Raw genomic sequence first — 24141 nt, 5'->3', positions numbered from 1 at the left:
GGGATCACTCCGCAGCTCTGGGGAATTCAGCACCCCGCCGCCCAAGCGGCAGGAAGGGGCGGTTTTCGGGACCGACGTAATTGGCCGAGGGGCGGATGATCTTATTGTCGATCCGCTGCTCGATCACATGCGCGCCCCAGCCAGACGTCCGGGCAATGACGAAAATCGGCGTGAACATCGCCGTCGGCACCCCCAAGAGGTGATAGGAGACGGCGGAGAACCAATCGAGGTTCGGGAACATGCGCTTGGCATCCATCATCACGAATTCTATCCGCTCGGCGATGTCGTACATTTTCATCGACCCCGCGGTTTCCGACAGGTGCCGCGCGACGCGTTTGATCACGACATTGCGCGGATCGGAGACGGTGTAGACGGGATGGCCAAAGCCGATCACCACCTCTTTGTTGGCGATGCGCGCGCGAATGTCCTGCTCCGCCTCATCCGGCGTCTCGTAGCGTTTCTGGGTCTCAAAAGCGACCTCGTTCGCGCCCCCGTGTTTCGGCCCCCTAAGCGCGCCAATGGCCCCGGTGATGGCGGAATAGACATCCGCGCCAGTGCCCGCGATGGAACGCGCGGTGAAGGTCGAGGCATTGAACTCATGCTCGGCATAGAGGTTCAGCGTCACATGCATCGCGCGGACGTCCTCCGCGCCTGCGGTGTGACCGTGCAACAGATGTAGGAAATGCCCGGCGATGCTGTCGTCTTCGGTCTCTACCTCGATCCGTCGCCCGTTTTGAGCATAGTGATACCAGTAGAGCAGCATCGAGCCCTGCACCGCGATCAGCCGGTCCACAATGTCGCGCGCGCCAGCGGTGTTGTGATCGCTGGCCTCGGGCAAAGCACAGCCCATCGCCGAGACCCCAGAACGCAGCACGTCCATCGGATGCGCGGCCGCCGGGATCGCCTCAAGCGTTTTGCGCACGGCTTTCGGCAGGCCCCTGAGCGCCTTGAGTTTGGCCTTGTAGGCATCGAGTTCTGCGGCGGATGGCAGGCTTCCATGGATCAAAAGATGCGCCACCTCTTCGAACTCGCAGCTCTCCGCGAGATCGAGAATATCATAGCCGCGATAATGCAGGTCATTGCCGCTTTGCCCCACGGAACAAAGCGCGGTGTTGCCCGCCGTGACGCCCGAAAGCGCCACGGATTTTTTCGGTTTCTTGATAGAACCGCTCATGTTTTCCTCCAATCAAAAATGCCATGCGGACGCGGCGCGCCGAGCTTGTCGGCCTCGACCACGAAATTGAGTTGGCCCAGATCGCCCGCCTCGAGATCGGCAAGCCCCTCGGCCACATCGAGAAAGCGCTGTTGTTCGGATGCGCTCAGCACGCCCTCTGAGAGGGTCAGGAATTTCCGGACGTAATTCGCCCGCACGAAGGGGCGCGCCCCGTCGGGATGGGCGTCGGCCAGCGCCAGCTCGTCCACGATGTGCGACCCGTCCTCAAGCGTGACGGTCACACGCCCGCCAAAGGCCTTTTCCTTCGGATCGCGGGCGTGGTAGCGGCGCGTCCATTCGGCGTCCTCGGCGGTCGAGATCTTGTGCCAGAGCGCCACGGTCGAGGGCCGCCGGGCACGCTCCGGCGCATAGCTTTTCTCGTGGTGCCAACCGCCATCTTCGAGCGCGACCGCAAAAATATACATGATCGAATGGTCCAGCGTCTCGCGCGAGGCCGTAGGGTCCATTTTCTGCGGGTCATTCGCCCCGGTGCCGATCACGTAATGGGTGTGATGCGAGGTCTCGATCAGGACCGATTTGACCTTCGACAGATCGCCGATCTTCGGCCCCATCCGGCGCGCAAGGTCGATCAGCGCCTGACTTTGGTATTCCGCTGAATGTTCCTTGGTATAGGTGTCGAGGATCGCACGTTTGGCCTCGCCCTTCTCTGGCAGCGGCACATGATAGACGGCATCCGCCCCCGACAGCAGCCAGGCAATAAAGCCATCTTCGCCCTCCCAGGCCGGGCTGGGCGCACCTTCGCCACGCATCACGCGATCCACAGCTTCGATCGCCATTTTGCCAGCAAAAGCCGGCGCATAGGCCTTCCACGAGGAAATCTCGCCCTTACGTGACTGGCGCGTCGTGGTTGTCACATGCAGCGCCTGCTGGATCGCCTGATAAATCACCTCGACCGGCAGGTTCAGCGCGGTGCCGATCCCGGCCGCCGCCGACGGCCCAAGATGGGCAATATGGTCAATCTTGTGCTCATGCAAGCAAATGCCCTTCACCAGATCGACCTGAATCTCATAGCCGGTCGCCAGCCCCCGGATCAGATCAAGGCCCGACAGCCCAGCATGCTGCGCGACCGCCAGAACCGGCGGGATATTGTCGCCCGGGTGGGAATATTCGGCAGCCAGAAAGGTGTCGTGGAAATCCAGTTCTCGCACCGCCGTGCCATTGGCCCATGCGGCCCATTCCGGGCTGACGCGGGTGTCGGTCGGCATGCCAAAAACAGTCGCGCCGTGGGCGTAGGGGTGACACAGCGCCTGCGCCCGGGCCGAGGCCACCGGACGACGCGCCAAAGAGGCGGCGGCGACAGCGGCGTTGTCGATCACCCGGTTGATGATCATCTCGATCACCTCGGGGGCCACGGCGACCGGGTCGGCGGCCACCTCGGCGATTTTCCAGGCCAATTGGTCTTCGCGGGCCAGATGTTCGGCGGATTTATAAGTCCGCACGTCATGCGTTTTCATACAGTCTCTTCCTTCTTTGAGGTCTTGTCAGTGAGCGCACGTGGGCGCCCCGATGCATCCACGGCCACCATCACGAACTGTCCCTTGAGGGCCTCGCGGCGATTGCCGGTGTCCATCTCTTCTGCGATGCCCACGACCGCGACGCTCATGGAGCTGCGGCCGATGCGGATGATCTCGGACCGAAGCTCCAAAAGCTCTCCGACCCGAACGGGCGTGGTGAAATCCACCTGTTCCGAGCGCGCCATGACCACCGCACCACGCGCCCTGCGGGTGGCGGCGACAAAGGCGGCCCGGGCCATCAGCGACAAGGCCGTGCCGCCGAACAACGTGCCGTAGTGGTTCGCCAGTTCGGGAAAGACCATTTCGACCATCACAGTCGGATTGTCGGGTTGATCATCAGGCTGACCATTGGGTGTCTGGGACATCAGGGGCTCCATCTGTCAGCTTGTGGAAACTGAACTTCGCAAAATTAGCAAAGACAGCTTTTCACACCCGATGGCATTCTATAAACTACTGAAAACGCGTATTTTTGCGAAGAAACGCCGTGCAAATTGCGAATGTTGCGAAGGATAAAGAAATGAAAAAACCTTTCATGGGCGTCCGCCTGCGCCGTCTGCGCGAAGAGCGCAGCATGACCCAAGCAGCGCTCGCCCGCGCCCTGGAGATTTCTCCGAGCTATCTCAATCAACTCGAACGCAACCAGCGGCCTTTGACTGTGCCCGTGTTGTTGAAACTGAACGCCGTTTTCGGGTTGGATGTGCAGTTCTTTTCAGAGGCCGAAGAGGCACGTCTCATCCCCGATCTGCGGGCCGCACTGGCCGATCAGGGGGCGGGTGCGTCGCTGGCGGAGGTCCGCGAGATCGCGGCCAACATGCCGGGTGTCGCCCGTGCGATCATCGCCACGCACGCCCGGCTGCGCGAAAGCGCGGAGCGCATGGACCTGATGAACGGCCGCCTCTCCGGCGAAGCTGGCGCAGGCCGCGCGCCCTTTGAGGCGGTACGCGACTGGTTCTATGAGCAGCACAACTATGTGCCCGCTTTGGACGAGGCGGCCGAGAGCATCGGACAGGGGCTACGCCCCGGACGGATGGCCGAAGGGCTGATCGACCGCCTTGCCGGGCGACACGGTATTCGTGTGGTGCTGGAAGATGACACGCGCGCGCTGCGCCGTTTCGATGCGGGGGCGGGCGTCTTGCATCTGTCATCGCAGCTGACAGCGGGGCAGCGGGCCTTTCAGATGGCGACGCAGCTTGGGTTTCTGGAACAAGGGAGCCTGATCGACCGATTGGCCGAGGAGGCCGGGATGGCAAGCGAAGACAGCCGCGCGCTTCTTCGTATCGGGTTGGCGAACTACTTTGCCGGGGCGGTGATCCTGCCCTACGGCAGCTTCCTTGCGGCGGCGGAGGCCGAAGGCTATGACATCGAGCGGCTCGCTCATCGGTTCGGCGTTGGGTTCGAGACGACTTGCCATAGGCTGTCCACCCTCCAGAGGCCTGCGGCGTGCGGCGTGCCATTTTTCTTTATCAGGGTGGATCGTGCGGGCAATATTTCCAAACGTCAGTCCGCGACCGACTTTCACTTTTCGCGCATCGGTGGGTCTTGTCCGCTTTGGAACGTCTACGCGGCCTTTTCGCGACCCGGCGAGGTGTTGACGCAGGTGGCGCAGATGCCGGATGGGCGCAGCTACCTTTGGGTTGCGCGCACGGTACGTCACGGAACGGGTGGCTTCGGCGCGCCGGTCAAGGAATTCGCTGTGGCGCTCGGCTGTGATCTGTCGCATGCGGAGCGGCTTGTTTATTCCCCGGGGCTGGACCTGAAGAACCCGGGCATTGCCACACCGATTGGCGCGGGCTGCAAAATCTGCGACCGCCAGAACTGCGCGCAGCGGGCTTTCCCGATGACGGGGCACCCGCTGCGCCCAAACCCCGGTGTGTCGCGGCTTGCGCCCTATTCAAGCAAGGAGGGCGGGTAAGTTCGGCTGATCCGCCATGCGTGCATGCGTTTCCGCTCAAGTGACCTCACCCCACCAAAGCCTGCCGGGCGCGCAGGGCGCGGTAGAGGCCGTCTTCGCGGGCCATAAGCTGCAAAGGCGTGCCGTCTTCGACGATCCGTCCACGATCAAAGACGAGGATGCGGTCCATCCGTTCGACCGTCGCCAGACGGTGGGCAATCACCAAAGTGGTGCGCCCCTCCATCAGCCGCTCTGCGGCCTGCGCCACCTTGGCCTCGGCCTCTGAATCGAGCGACGATGTCGCCTCATCCATGATCAGAACCGGCGCGTTCGACAAAAAGGCGCGCGCGATGGCGACCCGCTGCCGCTCTCCCCCCGAGAGCTTGACGCCCCGCTCGCCCACCTTTGTGGCAAAGCCTTTGGGCAAACGCTCGATGAAATCGAGAGCCCCTGCGCGCTCGGCGGCCTCCCGGACCTCCTGCATCGATGCGCCGGGACGGGCGTAAGCGATGTTCTCGGCCAGAGAGCGGTGAAACAACACAGGCTCTTGCGGGACAAGCGCGATGTGTTGGCGCAGCACCTCCAAGGGAACGCGCGCGATATCGACGCCGCCCAATGTGATGCTGCCGTCATTGATCTCGTGAAGCCGCTGGATCAACTTCACAAAAGTGGTTTTGCCCGAGCCAGACCGCCCAACCAATCCGACTTTCTGGCCCTCTGGAATGGCAATATCCAGATCGGTGAAAAGCGGTGTTGCCGCCCCGTCGTAGCCATAATCCACATGGTTGAATGCCAATGCCGCCGCGCGGGGCGGCAAGGTGGCTTCGGGCTTTTTCGCGACAGAGGTTTCGGGGGTGACGACCATCAGGGCCACCAGTTCCTCGGCATCGTTGACCGCCTTTTGCAGCCCGCGCACATGGTTGCCCATCTGGCGCAAATAGCCGTCGAGCATCCCGAGGGCCGAGACCACAAAGGCAATTTCGCCCGCATTGGCCAGACCACGGGTATAGGCGACAAGAGCCCCGCCCAGAACCATCGCCCGCAAGGCCCAGATCGTCATGTCCTGCGACAGGCCGGACACTGTGCCGCGCCGCCATGTGCGCCGACTGCGATGTGCCCATTTGTTCAGGACAAGGCCCAGCCGCGTATCTTCGCGCAGCTCTCCCGCATGGGCCCGCACAACCCCGTTGGAGGTGATCGCATCGGCCAGTGCACCAGACACGCGGCTGTCTTGCGCATTGGCCAAACGGGCCGCAGGCGCCACCCAGAACAGCGTCAACGACAGGGAAAGGGCCAGAAACACAAGCGCGCCGATCCCGGCGACAAGCCCGACCTCCCAGCGAAACGCCGTCAGCGTTCCGATGGTGCCCAAAAGGATCAGCGCCGAGGGCAACAGTGCCAGCAACAAAAGGTCTGCCATTTCGTCCAAGGCCCAGGCCCCGCGTGTGATTTTACGCACGGTGGAGCCGGCAAAGGCGTTTGCGTGCCAGTCGGCGGGGAGCCGTTGAACATGGGCGAAGGCTTCTGATTCGGCGGCGCGCATCGAAGGGATGGTCAGGTCGATGATGGCAAAATAGCTTTGGATTTTGGCGACGACAGAGAGAACGCCAAACACCAAAAGCGCCCCGAAGGAAGGCCAAGGCGTCTCAGACGCGGCCACTGCATCAACGAGGCGTCCCGTGAAAACAGGTATGGAGAGATCGGAGGCCGCGGAGATCAGAACCAAGGCCAGAATGGTGACAACCTTTCCCTTTTGGCGCATCCAAAGACGGAAGGTGAACGAGAAAACACGCGCAAACGCGCCGTGAGCAGAAAAATGGATCATGATGACAATTTCACAACCGGACTGGCTGCGCCTTGCGAAGTGTTTGGAAAGTGGGTCCGGCTTGGACCAATAACTCTTTCGCTTGTGGGCAAAAGCGCCACGAAAGCGTCAGATAAGGGTGGCTCCGAAACCGGAGATCCCCGGGAGGAAGCGATAAGCAATCGTCATGTGCGTCCTCCATGCAAGGTATCTAATCATATGTGTTTTAGTCGGGGATTTTATGATCCGTCAAGTCCAACTTGAGGATCGGTTGAGGGAAAACAGGCCAAAGACAAACACCCCGATCCTGAGATCGGGGTGTTCGTTTTGATCTCAGGATGACCGCAAGCGATCAGCCAATCGACTTACATGCCTTTCGAGGCAGCAAAGCCCGCAAAGCCGCCCATCCCCAGATCGCCGAGCATGGTCAGCGCGCCGGAGGAGAGGTCCACGGAATAGAGACCTGCGGCACTGTCGCCGTCGATCTGCAAAATAGCATAGGCGTGGTCCATGCCTTCCTCGGGAGACACGATGTCAAAACCGCCCCAATCGGTCACATCCACAGTCTCGCCGTCGAGGGTCAGATAACCGACCGAGGCCAGTTCCCCCGCGTTGTTGGCCAGCGAAACCAAGGCGTTGGCGCGGGCATCGAGCGCGTATTGTGCCGTGGACGCGGCCGTCATGCCATTGATCGCATTGGTGTAGGCGTTGGCAAAGATCAGCGGCTCGGCACCAGTGCTCATGTCCCCTTCAGCATAGAAAGTATCGGTAAAGCGACGGACGGACCCCGCACGTTCATCACCGTCCCCGAACCCATCGGGGAAATAGACGAGATTCGCACCATCGGCGCCCACGGCACGCACCGCGTCGATCTTGTTGTTGAAGTCGAAGGCAACCGCGCCTTCACCGATCATCGCATCCTCCATGAACATCGCGTCAAGGTCCGTCAAAGCGCCCGACATCGGGTCGACCTCAAAGATCATGCCATCGGCATAGCCCAAAAGCTGTCCGGTCACGGGACGATAGGCAATGGCCCGCAGCGGCATCTCCAGCTCATGGGTCATCACCTCGCCGGGGGAGGCAATGTCGGCCATGGTCACAAGGGTTTTTCCGTCTTCAGCAAGCGCGTAGCCCATGGTGCCGGCATGATCCATGGCAAAAACGGGCGCAGCGGTGGCGAGTGCGGCAGAGGCAGTCAGGGCAAGTTTCAGGGGCGTCATCGTGGTTTCCTTCCTATCTATTGGCCAATGTATCGATCTGTGTATTGGCTTGCGTTGAGCCGAGTTTTCCGGGTCAATCGCCTTTAACCACGGACGGCCACGTGAAAGAGTTTCAGCCGGGTCGATTTTTTTTTGAGGTATCCAGAGTGACAGAGGCAAAAGAGGGCGACAGGGCAGACAACACGCCGCCGCCCCAAGACAGGGTCGAAGGCCTGATCGCGCGTGTTTCTCTGGGCGAGCGGGCGGCACTTGCCGAGCTCTATGATCTGACCAGCGCGAAACTTTATGCGGTGTCGCTTCGTGTCTTGAGAGAACGCCAATCGGCCGAGGACGCCATGCACGACACCTATATCAAAATCTGGAAGAACGCCGGACGCTACCGCGTGACAGGTCATTCGCCGATGACATGGCTCATCACCATTGCCCGCAACACGGCGATTGATCGGCTCAGAGCGCGGCGCAGTCACGCCCATGTCGGAGATTACGAAGACACGCTGGCCGCGCCCGGCCAGACACCAGAGCAAGCAACCATCGCCGCCTCGGACGCCCGGCGCATCGTGGCCTGTCTCGACACCCTGCCCGAGGATCGACGTACCGCCATCACCGGGGCCTATCTCGACGGGCAAAGCTATGCCGAACTGGCCGAGGCCGCCAAAGTGCCGCTCAACACGATGCGCACATGGCTGCGACGTGGGCTGATCGCATTAAGGGAGTGTATGGACCGATGACCCAATCCCATGACGATGATGAGATGCTCGCCGCTGAATTGGCGCTCGATCTGCTTGAGGGCGACGAACGGGACAGGGTGCAACGCCGCGCCGCGACCGATCCCGGGTTTGCCGGGCTTGTGCGGGGCTGGGAAACACGCCTGTCCACGATGGCGGATTTGCCGCCCGTGACGGCACCCTTTTCGGTCAAGGCCGCGCTGATGGCCGATCTCTTTCCCGAGACCGTGAAGCCCCCCATCTGGAAACGGCTTGGGGTTTGGCAGGCCCTGACAAGCGGGGCGGTGGCCGTGGCGCTTGTGCTCGTTCTCACGCTGACGCCGCTGCGTGGCCCGAACACGACGGGTCCGCTCTATACCGCCGAGATCACATCGGACATCGGGGATTTCCGTGTCGTCGCCGTGGTCGACAAATCCCGCCAGGAGGTCATCCTGACCCGGACCCTGGGCGGCGCTCCCGAGGGGCGCATCCTTCAGGTCTGGGCACATGGCCCCGATGAACCGGCCCAGTCGGTCGGCCTGTGGCCTGCGGGCGAAAGCATCAGATTGCCGCTGCCGCCGGACATCGCTGCGGTGCGCGGGACGCTCACTCTGGGCGTCTCCGAAGAACCGCCCGGAGGCTCGCTGACAGGGTCGCCCTCTGGTCGCGTCTTCGGCACGGTCGATATCGCCAATGTCATAGGAGCGGGTTAAAAAATTTCAGTCGATACGCTTTCAGGCGGCCCTCAATCGACGCCTTCGGCTCAAAACGGTCGTTCGTGATTGTTAATGGCGAAAGTCCGCTCTTGCCCTTTGGTGACTGTCCCTGGCAGATAAATAGAGGGGCCAGCACCGGCGCCTCTTAAAGTATCTATTGTCTGTGCCCCATCGTACACTGGGTCTCATGCGAACTTTCTGCGACGTCCGATCATATGAGCGACCAACTCAATCCCCAGCAGAAGCAACATCGACAGCCCCACCAGCGGGAAGAAGATCCCCGCCACAACGGCCATCCCGAGCAAAGTCCGGGGAATGCGCCAATCGGTCGGAACGGTCGGAATACCCAAGGCACCGGAGGGGCGACGTTTCCACCACATGGTTGCCGCTGACACGCAAAGCATGACCATAGCGAGACAGGCGAGCAGCAGGACGATCTGGTTCAGAAGGCCCCATTCCTGGCCCATATGGACCGAGATGCCCCATTCCGCCCAGCGACCCAGAGTGCCCAGGTCTTCGAGACCCGCGTCGTAGAGCACTTCTCCCGTGTAGCGATCATGGTGGATAACCCGCTCAAAAGTGATGTCGTCAGGATATACGGAAGCCGTGAAGACCCCGGTCGGCGTGGTCGGCACATTGATGGCATAACCCGGCACGATGCCCAGTCGCTCGACCGTGGCGACCACTGTGTCGAGGAGCGGACTCGATGCCCTCCGGCGTGGAGGATGTCGTCGCATGTTCGCCATGGCCTGCATGAGCGCCACCCTCAGGGGGCTGCGAAGACGGGATCGTGTGGCGCTCCATGATCCAGGGCGCGCGATCTACCACGTCCTGTGTGGGAACCTCGGATTGAGGTGTCTTGGACCAGTAACCATCGGGCATTCCGAGCCCAAGCGCGTAGGCGGTGTCATAGAATTTCGCCCCCCAGACGCCGGACCAAGGCAGACCCGTCATGGCAAGAAAGACGATGAAGCCCCCGGTGTAGATCCCGGTGTAGATCCCGGTGACCGCATGCAGGTCACGCCACCAGGGACGTCCCCGAGAGGCCTTTATACGTAGCGTCCCCACGGTCTTGCGGCCACGCGGAAGCCACAGGTAGATGCCGCTGGCCACCAAAAGGACCATCCAGCCCGCCGCCGCCTCAATCAGGCGGTTGCCGAACCAGCCGACGTATTCCAGAGAATGGAGCTTGCGCACGACATACATCATTGGGCTGCCAGCCGCGCCGCCGTCCCAGAGCGTGCCCAGCACGCGCCCGTCGTAGGGTTCGACGTAGATCGTGTTGCGCAGCCCATCCTCACCGACGATGTCGACCTCGGCGCTGCGATCCGGGGCAGAAGCAGGAGTGTAGGCGCGAAGCGTGCCGGGATGGGCAGCCAGCGCGGCTCCGGTGATCTGCGAGGCGGACAGGGCCACAGATTGGGCCTCCACGAAGCGCAGGTTCCGGTGCACGGTGTTGTTGATCTCGTCCTTGAAGAGATAGATTGCGCCTGTCACGGCCAGGATCAGAACGAAAGGCAGGACGATATGCCCCGCGATGAAGTGCCAACGCCAGACGGCGCGATAGAGTGCAGCGCCTGCTGCACGATTTGGTGTGTCAGTCATTTGAACATTCCTTAGTTCCGCCTCTTGGGCGGGAACGGGCATGGGATTTGCCCTGCGCGCCAGGCGACAGGGCCGTCTAATCTTTGCCAATCAGGCGATCCGCGGAGGGGCCCTTGTGGAATGATTGATGTTGCGCGCCGAGGCTGCACGTCGCAGTGGCTCTATCTGTCGCCACTGTTCATGCGGCCGGAATGCCAGGCACAGGTCAGGCGCGTTCAATTGCGGCGCGTTAGGGAGAGCGTGGCAGAACGGACAATTGTGCGCGTGCCCACCATGCCCCGCATCGCTACCACAGAAATCTTCCGCTTCTAATCCGAAGACCATCGCATAGACGGCCTGGGCATTGCCGGTTCTGTTGGGGGCCATATGGGTCGCCGATACAACGCTCGTCACCGCGAGGCCGAAGCCAAGCAGCAAAGCGAAGATGGTCGAGGTCCGAACAGTCATCCACTTCATATGCCAGCAACTCTTGCAAATGTGAATGATGGTATTTGCGACGGAGCGCTCACGCAGAAAGCCGACTTTCACCCTAAGAGCAATAGAATGGCTACCCGCCCAAAATGACGGATGGCCGCATACGACCCGGAGCCGACATTCGTGCAAGGCGCGGCAGATGGCCGGTCCCAGCCCAACTGCGACGTTCGAGTGTGTCGCAGCATAAGCCCATATGCGGACAATACGTTTCTGCTGCGGCTCGGGTTCAGAGCCTCCTCGGCCACCCGTCCTGAGCTCCAGTCCCATGCTGAGACCTGAAAAACCTTCCAACGGAGTTCCTCGTCTCGAATCGTTTCCTGGCGGGATTTTGTGGTTGTTTGCAGGTTTCCTCGCTCTGATGACGGGGGATAAAGGCCGTTTTGATGTAAATGGTGATTAATTGCTGTGCAAAAATGGCGCATTTCTCGCCAATCCTTCATGTTGAAGTAAAGATAATCGATTGTCGACAATATGGGTGTTGCCAGCAATGCGTCGAGGCGCGTTATGATTGTCGACAATCGGCAATCAAGTGTGAGGGCGTCTGACCATGAAGAGCAACGCGATCAAACGAGAGACAATGGGTGCGCAAATCTGCAACGAATTGCGTTCATCCATTCTCTCCGGCGAGTTCGCTCCTGGCGACGCCATTACAGAAACGGCGCTCGCGCTTCGCTTCGGCGTCAGTCGTGCGCCGCTGCGTGAAGCCATGCGACAGCTCATCGACGAGGGCTTGCTTGTCTCGAAACCCTACACAGGCACACGCGTCCTCGAACTCTCGACCGATGACATCAACGACATCTATTCCATGCGTATTTGTCTCGAAATCTTCGCTTTCGAGCAAATCTGGGACCGCCGTGGACCGCCGTTCGAAGCGGAACTGAAAGCACGCCATCAAGCGCTTCTTAAAGCTGTAGATGGGGGCGATGACGTCAAGGCAATCGATGCAGAACTCGACCTTCACGGCCTGGTATACGAACTCAGCGGTAACAAAATTCTCCTGTCGAGCTGGATGGGGATCCGTGGGCGCCTGCAGCTCTACTGGGCAGCCCACCACCGCGCCCATGGTATCACAGGCCCGAAACGGGAAAGCCATGATGACTATATTCGCCTCGCGCTGGGAAACAGCATCGAGGAGATGAGAAACGAGATTCAAAGCCACATGCGGCGCGGTCTCGAAACAACAAAAGCCTTTGTCGAAACGCAAACGGCATAAATTCCAAACCCAACAGGAGAGAATGATGAAACGAAGAACGCTTTTGGCGGCTGCCGCCGCGTTTGCAGTCAGCGCAGGCATTCCTGCCTTTGCTCAGGACACTGGAACGCTCGCTCAGGTGAAAGACACCGGCAAACTCCGGATCGGTGTCGCCTCTGCCGAGCCGTGGTTCTACAAAGACCCCATGACCGAAGTGTGGACCGGCGTTGGCGTTGCCATGGGCAAGCGTATGGCAGCCGAGCTTGGCGTAGAGCTTGTTCCCGTCGAAACGAGTTGGGCGAACGCTGTCGCGGGTCTTCAGGCGAACCAGTTTGACATTATGTTTGTTCTCGACCCCACCGAAGAGCGTAAGAAGGCAATCGATTTCCCCGAAGAGCCGCTTTTCTACTACGCGATGGGTGCTCTTGTCCGCGAAGACGTCGATGTGAGCTCGTGGGACGTGCTCGACACGCCTGATACCCGTATCGGCGTCACACTCGGCACGTCGCTGGACAAGAACATTACCGAAATGATGTCCGAAGCGCAGATCAACCGCTTCTCCTCCAACGACGAAGCGATCGCGGCCTTCGCCGCGGGACGCGTGGATGCTGTCGTGCAATTCCACCCTGCGCTTGTCGTTCAATACTCTCGCCTGAAGCTGGGCAAAGTCGCTCTGCCCGAACCGGTCAACCCGGTCGCCACTTCGGCTGGCATGCGTAAGGAAGAGGATGGCGCCTTCAAGGATTGGGTGAACACCACGATCACCGATTTCTATGAAGCAGGTGTCCCGAACGAACTGTTCACGGGTTACCTCTCCAGCAAGAACATCGATCCGACCGGCATTCCGGGCCTCGAAAAAGAGAACTGGTAAGCCGATTTGGAGACCTGGCTTTTCCCCTTGTGCCAGGTCTCCAACCTTTCACGCTAAATCGGAAATCGTCATATGGACTATTCCTGGGACTTCGGGCCGGTGTTGTCGCGCTTCGACATGCTTGCGCTTGGCCTGCTTAATACCGTCAAAATCGCAATGGTTTCGATTGTGCTCGGCATCATTGTCGGCCTTGTTCTCGTCATGATGCGCCTTTCGCCACGCAAATGGCTCGCATGGCCCGCCGCCGTGTTCATCGAGTTCTACCGCAATACACCGCCCATCGTGCACTTCTTCTGGTTCTTCTATGCTTTGCCGGTTCTGCTCGCGATCAGCCTCAATCCCTACGTGGCGGCGGTGCTCGCGCTTTCGACCCAATCCGGTGCGTTCTACGCGGAAGTGTTTCGCGGTGGGATTGTCTCGATCGAGCGTGGTCAATGGGAAGGAGGCAAGGCACTTGGGATGACCCATTCGGCGTTGATGACGCGTGTCATTGTACCTCAAGCGATTTCGCGAATGGTCCCCCCGTTCATCGAACGCAGTTTCGAGCTTCTCAAGACCACCGCTCTGGCGTCTACCCTCGCGTATGCGGACTTGCTCTATCAGGCGATGCTCGTGAATTCCGAAACCTTCCGTCCGCTCGAAGTCTATACGACCATCGCGCTCATGTATCTCGTGCTTCTGGTCACGGCGAGCCAACTCGCGCGTATGGCTGAAACCCGACTAACCGCATATCAGTGAGGCCGGACAATGAACTACGTTCCCGATTTCACCATTGTCACAGACAACTGGATCGTTCTGCTTCGCGGCCTCTGGGTGACAATCCAGATCTGGCTCCCGTCCATCATCATGGGGCTTTGCTTCGGATTTGCGATTGCGCAGGCGCGGTTGTCCGAACGGAAATGGCTGTCGCGCAGCACTCTCGTCTATGTCGAACTGTTTCGCGATACGCCGGTCCTTATTCAGCTGATCTGGTTCTACTATGCGTTCCCGATTCTAATCGGCATGCAGCTCAGCCCGTTTGCCGCTGCCATGCTCGGCTTGACGCTAAACACCTCGGCCTATGCCTCTGAAATCTTCCGCGGAGGGATCAAATCCATCCATCGCGGACAAATGGAGGGCGCGAAAGCCATCGGTATGACTCATGCGCAAGCCATGCGGCGCGTCATTCTTCCGCAGGTCATCAAGCGCATGCTCCCTGCTCTGACAAACCGGACGATCGAGGTCGCCAAGATGTCCTCTCTGGCCTCCGTCATCTCGGTGCACGAGCTGATGTATCAAGGGCGGCTCCTGTCCTCGACCTACTATCGACCGTTTGAAATCCTGACTGCTGTCGCCTTCATCTACTTCATTCTGATCTATCCCGGCACTTTCCTTGCCGGACGTCTCGAAAAGTATCTGGCACGGTCGAACTGAGCCGGGAAAGGAATACAAATGAACACTCAGCCCATTTTGGAAGTCAAAGGACTTCATAAGAGTTTCGCCGACCACCACGTGCTCAAGGGCATTGACTTCAGTGTCAAGCCGGGCGAGCGCGTCGCGATCATCGGCGGTTCCGGCTCTGGCAAATCGACATTCTTGCGCTGCCTGAATTTCATGGAAACCCTCAGCGAGGGGGAAATCTGGGTCGATAACGAGCGCATCGGTGTCGAAAAGAACGGACGCATAACCTACCCGGAAAAGCAGTTGTGCTCTGTGCGCGAACGCCTTGGTATGGTGTTCCAGCAGTTCAACCTCTTCCCCCACATGACTGTGCTGCAAAACGTCATGGAAGGCCTCATCACGGTCAAAGGCTATACAAAGCAGGACGCGCATGCCGTCGCAGTTCGCGAGCTTGCCAAAGTGGGCCTTTCCGAAAAGCACGATGCTTGGCCGGGGCGTCTTTCTGGTGGGCAGCAGCAACGCGTTGCGATTGCGCGTGCACTCTCCATGGAACCGGAAGTTCTTCTCTTCGATGAACCCACATCTTCTCTCGATCCCGAGCTCGTCGGGGAGGTCCTTCGCGTCATCAATCAGCTTGCCGAAGAAGGCCGGACGATGCTGCTCGTGACCCACGAGCTCGGATTTGCCTACCACTTCGCAACCAAGGTGATCTTCCTCGCGGATGGCGTCTTTCACGAAGTCGGCACACCTGACGAGGTTCTCAAAAACCCCAAGAAACCGCGCACGCAGGAATTCCTGCGTCGCTTCAGCGAATTTGCTTTCTGAGCAACGACAACCCAAGGATTTATCATGACCCCGATGAGCAGCTCTTCTTCGCAAAGCTATGTGAAGGACCCTCGTAATGATGACGTCGAAATCTATGTGAATGGCGAATTCTTTAAGCGTGATGAGGCAAAAGTCTCGATCTTCGACGCCGGTTTCGTTCTCGGAGACGGCGTCTGGGAAGGCATTCGTCTCATTAACGGCAAACTTCTTGCCATCGACGAGCACATCGACCGTATTTTTGAAGGCGCAAACTCGATCCAACTCGACATCGGATACACCAAGGCTGAACTCATCGAAGAGCTTTGGAAATGTCTGCGCCACAACAAGATGGAAGATGGCGTCCATATCCGCATGATGATTTCTCGCGGCCTCAAGTCGACGCCGAACCAGGATCCGCGTTTCATCGTTGGCGGGGCAACCATCGTGATTGTCGCGGAGTGGAAACAACCGAACCCGGAACTCAAGAAGTCCGGACTATCGTTGATGACCTCGACAATCCGTTGTTCGACGCCGGATGTGTTTGACCTTCGCCTTAATTCGCACTCGCGTCTAAACTTCATCCAGGCCTTGATCCAGGCGATCAACATGGGGGCTGACGAGGCGCTTATGCTGGACAATCGCGGCTTTGTCGCATCCTGCAACTCGACGAATTTCTTCATCTTCCGTGGCAATGAACTTTGGACCTCTGACGGGCAATGCTGTTTCAACGGCATCACCCGCAAGAAGGCCATCAAGCTTTGGAAAGATGCTGGGTTCGTTGTCCACGAGAAGCCGTTCACACTCGCCGAAGTCTATTCCGCCGACGAAGCCTTCGTGACCGGCACTCTCGGAGGGATCACGCCCGTCGCGACGATTGATGGGCGTCCGATCGGAACAGGAAAACCCGGTCCGTTGACCGCGAAAATGAACGAAATTTATCAATCTTTCATCGCCCAGTAAGACGATGTCGAAACGCTTGCGATCCCTGCGTAGGCCTTCGTTCCTGCGTCGTATCTATGCCCCGCTAAGACTGCGGACGCTGATACGACGCAGTGAAATCGCCTACACATGTCTCGCGGCGCTTGTCGGCGCAATTTCGGGCGCTGCCGTTGTCGGGATGCAAGAACTCATCCATCTTCTCGGACTTTGGGTATTCGCGTCTGAGCAGGACATTAGCGGCGCAACAGGGGTTCCCGCAGTTCGAATCCTCCTTGCGCCCGTTGCAGGGGGAATCCTGCTCGGTCTTTCCTATCTCATCGCTCGGAAATGGTTCCGCCGAGTCGCGGACCCGATCGAGGCGAATGCCGTCGGCGGCGGTAAACTCCCGATCTTCGGAAGTCTTTTCATCGCTCTCCAGACCATTGCCTCCAGCGGTTTCGGTGCTTCTGTTGGCATGGAGGCCGCATATACACAAATCGCTTCCGCAGTCGCCTCATGGGGGGGGCAACGTTTGCGTCTGCGCCGCGAGGACCTGAGGCAACTCGTTGCAGCGGGGGCTGGGGGGGCCATCGCAGCAGCGTTCGACGCACCACTCACCGGCGCCTTCTATGCTTTCGAGCTCGTCCTTGCCGCCTATTCTGTCGCCGCACTCCTGCCTGTGCTTGCGGCTTCCCTCGCGGCGACCGCAATTGCTCGGCTTCTGAGCGAGACTCATGGGTGGACCCTGTATTTCGCGGGGGATATCGCTCCGACGGCCTATCTGCCGATCGCGATATTGTCGGTCGCTGCAGCCTTTGTCGGAATAGGTATAATGCGTTCCGTGAGTGTGGTTGAAGGCGGTTTGCAACGCCTTCGTGTGCCGTTCTGGGCCATGCCTGTCGTTGGCGGGCTATGTGTCGGGCTGCTCGCACTCATCACGCCGCATGTGCTCTCGTCCGGCCACGGGTCAATGGACATTATTTTGAACGCGAACCTGAGCTACGGGATGCTCGCGTCGATTTTCGTGCTTAAGAGTCTCGCCTCTGTCATTTCACTCGGTTCGGGATTTCGCGGCGGTCTCTTCTTTGCCTCCCTTCTGCTCGGGGCCATTCTCGGGAAATTGCTTGCAATCTTCTGGATGATCGCCTTCGGGCTCAATCTCCCGATTGTCATTTTTGCCGTGGTCGGTATGTGTGCGATGGCGACATCAATTATCGGCGCACCACTTGCGATGAGCTTTCTCGCGCTCGAGACAACCCAAAGCCTGCCGCTGACCCTGGCGGTTCTTTTCGCGGCATTGTTGTCGACCGCTCTCGTTCGCCGCTTCTTTGGTTTCAGCTTCTCTACCTGGCGCTTCCATCTGCGCGGAGAAACGATCCGTTCGGCGGCGGATATTGGTTGGATGAGGGACCTCACCGTCGGTCGCTTGATGCGTCGCGTGAACAACGGGCTCCTGACGAATACAACGATTGCTGACGCGCGCCGACGCTATCCGCTCGGTGCGACGAAAGCCATCCCGTTAACGGACGAAGCCGGCACCTACGCGGGGATGTGCATTATAACAGATCTCCACTGGGACGGGCTGGACCCGAAGGAAACTGTCGCATCAATCGCTCGCCTCAGAGAGGCTTGGTTGCGTCCGGAGCAAAGCGTCAAAGAGGCAATCGATGCATTTGGCAAGGCAGAGGCGGATAGCTTGGCCGTGCTTGATGCGGAGATGAAAATTCTCGGCACGGTGAACGAGCACTACTGCTTGCGCCGTTATGCGGACGAAACAAACAGGCGTCTCTACCCCGAGCGCACATGAAAGGAAAAACATGAAACTTCTATTTGTAGGCTGCGGGAACATGGGGGGCGCAATCGCCGCAGGTGCACTTCGTGCTCTTCAGAATCTCGAACTGACCGTCGTTGATCCTAACGTGGTTCGGGCCAGAGCTCTTCTCGAGGAGGCTGAGAACGCACGGTTCCTCGCAGATTTTTCCAGCCTGCAGGGCGAGGCTTTCGATCTGACCGTTCTGTCGGTGAAGCCGCAGCAATTCACGTCTCTTTCGTCGGAAGCGGTTGCCGTGGTTGGTAGCGGCGCTGTTGCGTCCATCATGGCGGGTGTCACAATCGATATGATCGAGAAAACCTTGGGAACCAAACAGATTGTCCGAACTATGCCGAACCTACCAGCACTGGTGGGCGAAGCCATGACGGTCGCGTATTCGGAAGAGAGTATTCCCGAAGAAGTTCGCGGAGGCGTCGAAGTGTTGTTCAAAAGTATCGGTGAATTCACTTGGCTCGAGAGTGAAGAGCAGATCAATGCCGCGACGGCAGTCGCTGGCAGTGGACCCGGGTATATCTTTGCTTTTGCCCACCACATGACCGAGGCGGCGAAAGCAACAGGCCTTCAGCCGGACGTCGCAGACCTACTGGTGCGCCAGACCTTCCTTGGGGCGGCGAAGATGCTGAAAGAGGATGAACGCTCCGCCCTTTCCCTTAAAAAAGCGGTAACGAGCAAGGCTGGAACGACAGAAGCAGGTCTCAGAGTCTTCGAAAACCCTACAGCCCTACCTGAGATTTGCCATCAGGCAGTGGAAGCTGCACGGGTAAGGGCAATCGAACTTGCGGAGGGCTAAAATGTGCGCCGTCTCGCGCACTCCGCGCTTTCGAGTGCATCCGGGCTAAGTATTCGCCACGATTGCCCGGTTCGACGGACCTTGATGTAGCGAAGCGATTGGCTCACGAACGACAGTGACCTGAACTGACTGAGCCAAAGGATGCTCCTTTGTCTCAAGTGTCGTTTCCTGCGCATTGCCGCCGTTCGACCGAGGCGCAGCGAAAACCCGCTTCCCGCCCTTGGTGTTGATGGACGCGAACGGCCCAATCCGGCCGTTTGCCATCTGATTGAATGCGGTATGCAGCGTCCCAGAAGCGGGCTTCTATTTCCGCCCTTTGTACTTAAGGCCAGACCCGCAACAGCACTTTCATCGGCCTGGGGCCGGAGATTGGTGGTGGCTCAGGGAGCGTAGATTTTGCTCCTGTCTTTCGTAGAATGAATGTTCGAAAGCCTGGGAAGGCTGCACTCGTGTAGTTACAGATTGGTGCTGCGCATGTGCGAGACATCACGACGGAATTGCCGGGCCTGATCTTTGATCCAGAGAGAGAATTGATGCGCCGCAGGAATCTCTGCGCGTTGCTCGGGTTGCACGAGCCAATAGCTGTCTGCCGTGGGAACCGGACCTCCAAACGCAAGAGCAAGCTCCTTGTTCTGGAGTTCGGTTTCAACATAAAGCAGCGGCACAACGGCGAGACCCAGCCCGCTCTTGGCGGCGGAAATCAGCAATTCGCTGTGCGGAAACCTCGGGCCACGGATGGCGCCCCGGTGTTGCAATCCGGCCCCGCGCAACCATGTGAGCCAGAGGTCGGGGCGGCTGGCATTCTGGAGCGTGGCGATGTTGTCGAAATCCAGAACATCCTCCGAAGGCAGGGTGTCAACGACATGCGGCGCCCCGACGACCACGAGTTCCTCGCGAAACAACTCCTGTGACCGGGTCGCGGTCCAGGTCCCACGGCCACGCAGGATCGCGGCGTCGATACGTGTCTCCGTAAAGTTGATGTCTTTGGCGGTCGTGACGAAATCGAGGATGGTCTCGGGGCGGTCTTTCAAAAAATCCTGAAGCCTGGGGGTCAACCAACGTGAGGCCAGCGTGGGATGTGCGCAGATCATTAAGGCGGCCTCCAGAGATTGCCCTCGGACGCAATTCACAGAAGCCTGTTCGATCTGATTAAGACCGCTGGTGATTTCATTGAGATAAGACTTGGCAACCTCCGTGAGGACAAGTCGAGAGCCCACGCGTTCGAAGAGCTTGGCCCCCAGAAGGGATTCGAGATTGCTGATCTGACGACTGATGCCGCTTTGCGTGACCGCCAAATCTTCGGCGGCTTTCGTGAAGTTCATATGTCGGGCGGCGGATTCGAATGCCAAAAGAGCTGTCAGGGAAGGTACGAAGCGTCTCATTGCAGGTCTTTCTATGAAAAAAAGTCATTGAGGTCTGAGCTTTTTGAGAGTTCGTCTGCCGTAACAACTCTGCCAAACTCACTTTGTCGACAGGATACACCGGTTGATGAAGGAAAATGCACTGATGTGGCGGCTTGCTTAATTTGGCAGCGCCCCACAAACCATGAGGTAAAATCATGCGCCCCGAGGCGACCATAGACCGTCAGATCGCCAAAATCGCACAGCGCCAGATCGCTGTGATCGGCGGAGGGATCGTTGGCGCAGCGATCGCAGAGACGATTTTGCGGCAAGGGCACAGGGTCACGATGATCGAACCCGGCCCCTTCGGCGGAGAGCAGGCGGCGAGCTATGGCAATGGTGCGTTCATCAGCCCCGCCTCCATTATTCCGATGTCGATGCCCGGCCTTTGGCGGCAAGTGCCAGGCTACCTCTTGGACCAAAGCGGTCCTCTGACGATCCGCTGGCCATTTTTTCCGCGTCTTTTGCCCTGGCTCACCCGCTTTCTGCTGGCGGGCCGCAGCAAGGCCCGCGTCACCAAGACCGCAAAGGCACTCTCTGAGCTTTTGTCCAAATCCCCCGAACGTCACGCCGATCTGGCGGCCCGCGCCGGTGTCGAAGAGATGATTCACGAAGAGGGGCTTTTGTACCTCTACGTCGATCGCCGCGCCTATGAGGCCGATGCATTGTCGTGGCGGTTGCGCGCCGATTGCGGTGTCAAAACCCGCGAAGTCGAGGGTGATGAACTGCGTGCCATGGTGCCCGGACTGGCCGCGCGCTATAGCCTTGGTATCCTCCTGACCGAGGGGCGGCATTGCCTCAATCCCGGTGGATATGTGGATGCCATTGCGCGCCATTGCGTGACCAATGGCGCGATGACACAGGCCTCTTGCGCCCAGCGTGTTCTCATGTCGGGAGATGCGATTGTCGGCGTGGAAACGGATGGCGGCATCGTCGCCTGTGACACCGTTGTGGTCGCCGCCGGCATTCACTCCACACCCTTCACCAAGCAATTCGGCGACCGTATCCCGCTTGAGGCCGAGCGCGGTTATCACGTCGAGTTTGCCGACATGCCGCTCAATCTCAAAGTGCCGGTGATGCCGCAGGATCTCAAAGTCGCCATCGTGCAGACCGCCGGTGGCCTGCGGGTCGCGGGTCAGGTTGAATTTGCCTCGTGGAAAGCCGCGCCGAACTGGAAACGGGCCGATTTGCTCGGTGAAAAGCTGCGCTCCTGTTTTCCGGGCCTGCCTGCAAAAGCCGCGACCCAAGAGCCGCACCGCTGGCAGGGCAACCGCCCCTCGACCCCGGATGGGTTGCCCGTCATCGGGCGCTCCCGGAACAACAAGAATGTGATCTATGCCTTCGGGCACGGACATATTGGCCTCAATGCTGCGCCGATGACGGCGGAGCTTGTGGCCCGCCTGATCGCGGATCAACCGCCGCCGATCGACCTTACCCCCTTCTCGCCCGAACGCTTCCGCTGACGGCCTGATCACTTCACTCAACTATTCAAAGCAACTGGCTACGCGGTGCGTGGCCCGATCCCCTGCACTTTTCTGATGGAGACCTGCAATGACGGACCAGACCCCAATCACCACCGTGCTCCCGGCGCGCAAAGACCTCAACATCCTCTTCGCCCACGGCGCCTATGACATGAAGCCGATCTTCGACAGCGCAGATCACGGCATCTCCACACAGCAGGTCAGCACCTATGCCGATCTCGAAAAAGCGCTGCCCGAGGCCGACGTGCTCGTCGTCTCCGGCCTGTGGAAGAACGACCTTCTAAAGCATGCGACCAAGCTGAAATACATTCAGTCGGTCAGCTCCGGCACCAACCAATATGACATCGAAGCCTTCAAGGACCGCGGCATTCGCCTCGCATCCGGTCAGGGCGTGAACAAGAACGCGGTGTCCGAACATGCCATCGGCCTGTTGCTGTCGATGACCCGTCGTCTGGCCTTTGCCCGCGACAACCAGCACGCCACTTTCTGGCGCACTGAGCAGACCGACCCGATGCTGCGCGAGGACGAGCTTCCGGGCAAAACCATGGTCATCGTTGGCACCGGCGGGATCGGCGACCGGATCGCCAAACTCGCGAAAGGCTTTGACATGAAAGTCATCGGTGTGCGGCGCGATGCCTCCAAAGGCAAGGGCGCAGCCGATGAGGTGCATTCTTTCAAAGACCTGAAATCGGTTCTGCCGCAGGCAGATGTGCTGGTGCTGAGCTGCCCGCTCACCGATGAGACCCGCAACATCATCGACGCCGAGGCTTTGAGCCTGCTCAAGGACACCGCGCTGTTCATCAATGTCGCCCGTGGCGCCTGTGTGGATGAAGAGGCACTGATCGAGGTGTTGAAGTCTGAGAAGATCGCGGGTGCCGGCCTCGATGTGACCGCCAATGAACCGCTGCCTGCCGACAGCCCGCTGTGGTCCTTGGACAATGTCGTCCTGACGCCCCATGCCGCCGGGGAAACCCGTCGTTATGAGCTGAACGTGCTGAACCTGTTGACCCAGAACCTCGACCGTCTCTGGGCCGGCGAGGCCGCTCTCGTCAATCAGATCGTCTGAGGCTGACATGTTGGATAGTGCCAAACCCGCGTTCCACCGGGCGAACCGCCTCGCGTCGCAAAAGGTCTCCGAGATTCTCGCTATCGGGGCCCGCGCGGCGGAATTGAAAAAACAGGGCCACCCGGTGATCGTGCTGGGCGCAGGCGAGCCGGATTTTCCGACGCCTGACAATGTGATCGAGGCGGCGCATCGCGCCGCGCTCGACGGCCAGACGACCTACACCCCGCTTGCGGGCACGCCCGAGATGAAAGCGGCCATCGTCGCAAAATTCCGCCGTGAGAACGGGTTGGACTATGCGATGAACGAAGTCATCGCGACGGCGGGTGCCAAACAGGTCATTTTCAACGCCTTCATGGCGACGCTCAATCCGGGCGATGAGGTGGTCATCCCGACACCCTATTGGACGACCTATTCCGCGATGGTCGACATCTGCGGCGGCGTGCCGGTGACCGTCACCTGCACCGGCGACACCGGGTTTAAGATCACGCCCGAACAACTCGAAGCCGCGATCACGCCTGAGACCCGCTGGCTGATGCTCAACTCGCCGTCGAATCCGACCGGCGCCGCCTATAGCCCCGAGGAGCTTTTGAAACTGCTCGAAGTGCTGGAACGTCATCCCGATGTCTGGCTGTTGTCGGACGAGATTTACGAGCACATCGTCTATGACGATTTCCCCGCCGTCAGCCCCGCGGCCCTCTCCGCCGCCATTCGCCAGCGCACGCTGATCGTCAACGGCGTCTCGAAAGCATATGCCATGACCGGCTGGCGGATCGGATATGGCGCGGGGCCCGCCGAACTGATTGCCGCGATGACCGTGGTGCAAAGCCAGTCGACCTCGAACGCCTGTTCCATCGCGCAAGCCGCCGCCATCGAGGCCCTGAACGGACCGCAGGACATTCTGGCCGAACGTCGGGAGAGCTTTCAGATGCGCCGTGATCTGGTTGTCGATGCGATCAACGCCATCCCCGGCCTCTCTTGCCGCAAACCGGAAGGCGCGTTTTATGCCTTCGCGAGCTGCGAAGGGGTGATCGGCGCCAAGACGCCCGAGGGCAAAACCCTTGAGAGCGACCGCGATTTCTGCGCCTGGGTTCTCGAAACCGCCCATGTCGCCATGGTGCCCGGCGCGGCTTTCGGATTGTCGCCCTATTTCCGGGTGTCCTACGCGACATCGAAAGAAGAACTGGAGGAAGCCATGGCGCGCTTGGCCACGGCCTGCGCCGGGCTTGAATGGTCTGAATGAGACTTG

23 protein-coding genes are annotated in these 24141 nt (G+C 59.6%); 14 read left to right on the top strand and 9 right to left on the bottom strand.

Annotated elements, in window-relative coordinates; translation table 11 throughout:
- Positions 1-4 precede the first annotated feature (4 nt).
- Genes prpC through HCZ23_RS10335 form a run of 3 tightly spaced genes read right to left on the bottom strand, consistent with a single transcriptional unit; the run spans position 5 to position 3113 of the window.
- On the bottom strand, positions 5-1174 hold the full coding sequence (gene prpC / locus HCZ23_RS10345; RefSeq protein WP_167601646.1) for a 2-methylcitrate synthase: 1170 nt from the start codon (positions 1172-1174) through the stop codon (positions 5-7).
- Positions 1171-2688 carry an MmgE/PrpD family protein gene (locus HCZ23_RS10340; RefSeq protein ID WP_167601645.1) on the bottom strand — a complete coding sequence of 506 codons (1518 nt, stop codon included), beginning with the start codon at positions 2686-2688 and terminating at the stop codon, positions 1171-1173. The genes prpC and HCZ23_RS10340 overlap by 4 nt, the downstream gene beginning before the upstream one ends.
- Entirely contained in the window at positions 2685-3113 is a 429-nt protein-coding gene (locus HCZ23_RS10335) for an acyl-CoA thioesterase (RefSeq protein ID WP_167601644.1), read from the bottom strand. Before HCZ23_RS10335 ends, HCZ23_RS10340 begins: the two co-directional genes overlap by 4 nt.
- Before the next feature lie 152 nt (positions 3114-3265).
- Between HCZ23_RS10335 and HCZ23_RS10330 the strand changes: the two genes are divergently transcribed.
- Positions 3266-4660, top strand: a complete 1395-nt coding sequence (locus HCZ23_RS10330; protein WP_167601643.1) for a short-chain fatty acyl-CoA regulator family protein — start codon at positions 3266-3268, stop codon at positions 4658-4660.
- Between the two features lie 46 nt (positions 4661-4706).
- Here the strand turns inward: HCZ23_RS10330 and HCZ23_RS10325 are convergent, their stop codons facing one another.
- Positions 4707-6401 carry an ABC transporter ATP-binding protein gene (locus HCZ23_RS10325; RefSeq protein ID WP_254870078.1) on the bottom strand — a complete coding sequence of 565 codons (1695 nt, stop codon included), beginning with the start codon at positions 6399-6401 and terminating at the stop codon, positions 4707-4709.
- A 407-nt stretch (positions 6402-6808) separates the two neighbouring features.
- The gene (locus HCZ23_RS10320; RefSeq protein WP_167601641.1) at positions 6809-7663 is read right to left on the bottom strand and encodes a DUF4394 domain-containing protein; all 855 of its coding nucleotides are present in this window, start codon (positions 7661-7663) and stop codon (positions 6809-6811) included.
- Positions 7664-7809: 146 nt separating this feature from the next.
- On the opposite strand from HCZ23_RS10320, the gene HCZ23_RS10315 reads away from it, so the two are divergent.
- Together HCZ23_RS10315 and HCZ23_RS10310 are read left to right on the top strand one after the other, a co-directional pair.
- Positions 7810-8391, top strand: coding sequence for a sigma-70 family RNA polymerase sigma factor (locus HCZ23_RS10315; RefSeq protein WP_368487331.1), 582 nt, complete (start codon positions 7810-7812; stop codon positions 8389-8391).
- On the top strand, positions 8388-9080 hold the full coding sequence (locus HCZ23_RS10310) for an anti-sigma factor (protein ID WP_167601640.1): 693 nt from the start codon (positions 8388-8390) through the stop codon (positions 9078-9080). The genes HCZ23_RS10315 and HCZ23_RS10310 overlap by 4 nt, the downstream gene beginning before the upstream one ends.
- Before the next feature lie 188 nt (positions 9081-9268).
- Here HCZ23_RS10310 and HCZ23_RS18090 read toward each other — a convergent pair whose 3' ends face one another.
- The 3 genes from HCZ23_RS18090 to HCZ23_RS10300 all read right to left on the bottom strand — a co-directional run bounded on the left by HCZ23_RS18090 (position 9269) and on the right by HCZ23_RS10300 (position 11144).
- Positions 9269-9769: a PepSY domain-containing protein gene (locus tag HCZ23_RS18090; RefSeq protein ID WP_368487330.1), complete on the bottom strand. Its 501-nt coding sequence runs from the start codon at positions 9767-9769 to the stop codon at positions 9269-9271.
- Entirely contained in the window at positions 9672-10688 is a 1017-nt protein-coding gene (locus tag HCZ23_RS10305; protein WP_254870077.1) for a PepSY domain-containing protein, read from the bottom strand. Before HCZ23_RS10305 ends, HCZ23_RS18090 begins: the two co-directional genes overlap by 98 nt.
- 90 nt (positions 10689-10778) lie before the next feature.
- The gene (locus HCZ23_RS10300; RefSeq protein WP_167601639.1) at positions 10779-11144 is read right to left on the bottom strand and encodes a hypothetical protein; all 366 of its coding nucleotides are present in this window, start codon (positions 11142-11144) and stop codon (positions 10779-10781) included.
- A 565-nt stretch (positions 11145-11709) separates the two neighbouring features.
- Here HCZ23_RS10300 and HCZ23_RS10295 point away from each other — a divergent pair.
- From HCZ23_RS10295 to proC, 8 genes are all read left to right on the top strand, one after another.
- Positions 11710-12375, top strand: coding sequence for a GntR family transcriptional regulator (locus tag HCZ23_RS10295; protein WP_167601638.1), 666 nt, complete (start codon positions 11710-11712; stop codon positions 12373-12375).
- Positions 12376-12400: 25 nt separating this feature from the next.
- A complete protein-coding gene (locus HCZ23_RS10290; RefSeq protein ID WP_167601637.1) occupies positions 12401-13225 on the top strand; it encodes a transporter substrate-binding domain-containing protein in 825 nt (274 codons plus the stop codon).
- A 72-nt stretch (positions 13226-13297) separates the two neighbouring features.
- Complete coding sequence (locus HCZ23_RS10285) at positions 13298-13963, top strand: amino acid ABC transporter permease (protein WP_167601636.1); 666 nt, start codon at positions 13298-13300, stop codon at positions 13961-13963.
- Positions 13964-13972: 9 nt separating this feature from the next.
- The gene (locus tag HCZ23_RS10280) at positions 13973-14638 is read left to right on the top strand and encodes an amino acid ABC transporter permease (protein WP_167601635.1); all 666 of its coding nucleotides are present in this window, start codon (positions 13973-13975) and stop codon (positions 14636-14638) included.
- A gap of 18 nt (positions 14639-14656) precedes the next feature.
- On the top strand, positions 14657-15430 hold the full coding sequence (locus HCZ23_RS10275; protein ID WP_217703168.1) for an amino acid ABC transporter ATP-binding protein: 774 nt from the start codon (positions 14657-14659) through the stop codon (positions 15428-15430).
- 24 nt (positions 15431-15454) lie between these two features.
- On the top strand, positions 15455-16369 hold the full coding sequence (locus tag HCZ23_RS10270) for an aminotransferase class IV (protein WP_167601634.1): 915 nt from the start codon (positions 15455-15457) through the stop codon (positions 16367-16369).
- Between the two features lie 157 nt (positions 16370-16526).
- Complete coding sequence (locus tag HCZ23_RS10265) at positions 16527-18134, top strand: chloride channel protein (protein WP_167601633.1); 1608 nt, start codon at positions 16527-16529, stop codon at positions 18132-18134.
- Positions 18135-18144: 10 nt separating this feature from the next.
- On the top strand, positions 18145-18948 hold the full coding sequence (proC, locus tag HCZ23_RS10260; protein WP_167601632.1) for a pyrroline-5-carboxylate reductase: 804 nt from the start codon (positions 18145-18147) through the stop codon (positions 18946-18948).
- A gap of 455 nt (positions 18949-19403) precedes the next feature.
- Here the strand turns inward: proC and HCZ23_RS10255 are convergent, their stop codons facing one another.
- The gene (locus HCZ23_RS10255; protein WP_167601631.1) at positions 19404-20330 is read right to left on the bottom strand and encodes a LysR substrate-binding domain-containing protein; all 927 of its coding nucleotides are present in this window, start codon (positions 20328-20330) and stop codon (positions 19404-19406) included.
- A gap of 176 nt (positions 20331-20506) precedes the next feature.
- Here HCZ23_RS10255 and HCZ23_RS10250 point away from each other — a divergent pair, with 176 nt between their 5' ends.
- From HCZ23_RS10250 to HCZ23_RS10240, 3 genes are all read left to right on the top strand, one after another.
- On the top strand, positions 20507-21811 hold the full coding sequence (locus HCZ23_RS10250) for an FAD-binding oxidoreductase (RefSeq protein ID WP_175580895.1): 1305 nt from the start codon (positions 20507-20509) through the stop codon (positions 21809-21811).
- 88 nt (positions 21812-21899) lie between these two features.
- Entirely contained in the window at positions 21900-22895 is a 996-nt protein-coding gene (locus tag HCZ23_RS10245; RefSeq protein WP_167601630.1) for a D-2-hydroxyacid dehydrogenase, read from the top strand.
- Positions 22896-22902: 7 nt separating this feature from the next.
- A complete protein-coding gene (locus HCZ23_RS10240) occupies positions 22903-24135 on the top strand; it encodes a pyridoxal phosphate-dependent aminotransferase (protein ID WP_167601629.1) in 1233 nt (410 codons plus the stop codon).
- Positions 24136-24141 lie beyond the last annotated feature (6 nt).

The organism is Celeribacter sp. HF31 (genome assembly GCF_011806455.1).
In the GTDB taxonomy this organism is placed as follows: Bacteria; Pseudomonadota; Alphaproteobacteria; order Rhodobacterales; family Rhodobacteraceae; genus Celeribacter.
Note: the sequence above shows the minus strand (reverse complement) of the source record. Positions and strands in the feature narration are given on the sequence as shown.